Origin of the sequence: Streptomyces pseudogriseolus, from assembly GCA_002154585.1 — a bacterium.
GTDB lineage: Bacteria > Actinomycetota > Actinomycetes > Streptomycetales > Streptomycetaceae > Streptomyces > Streptomyces pseudogriseolus.
The window spans coordinates 15417-15808 of the sequence record MUNG01000059.1; the positions used below are offsets into that span (position 1 = coordinate 15417).

Here is a 392-nt window from a genome sequence, read left to right on the forward strand (position 1 = left end):
GATCTGGTAGACGACGGCCTGCCGCCACCAGTCGGGGTCACGGGAGGAGAGGTCGGGCGTGGCGTCGGGGGCGGGGTGCGGCGGCCGGAGGTCGGGTGCGGTGGGGCGGTCGGTCACGCGGGGTCTCCTCTGGGTGTGCGGGTACCGGCGGAGAAACTGACCAGAACACCGTAAAAGCGAACGCACCGGTAACGGGGTGCCATTCCCCCCGGGTGTGGCGGACCGCACGTCCGCCCGGCGCACCCGGGTCGAACCGGCGTCCGATCAGGGTGTGAAACGTTCGACCGTCGTGAGGTAGAGCTTCACGTAGCGCTCCACGTCCACGTCCAGGCCGACGTCCACGAGAGGCTGCTCGCGGGTGCCCTCGTGCAGCTCCGACTCGCCGATGCGGG

The 392-nt window shown here is 70.9% G+C and carries 1 pseudogene; it reads right to left on the reverse strand.

Going from position 1 to position 392, the window contains the following annotated elements:
- Positions 1–264: 264 nt before the first annotated feature.
- Positions 265–392, reverse strand: a pseudogene (locus CCN29_RS34795) (nucleoside hydrolase); the annotation flags it as partial.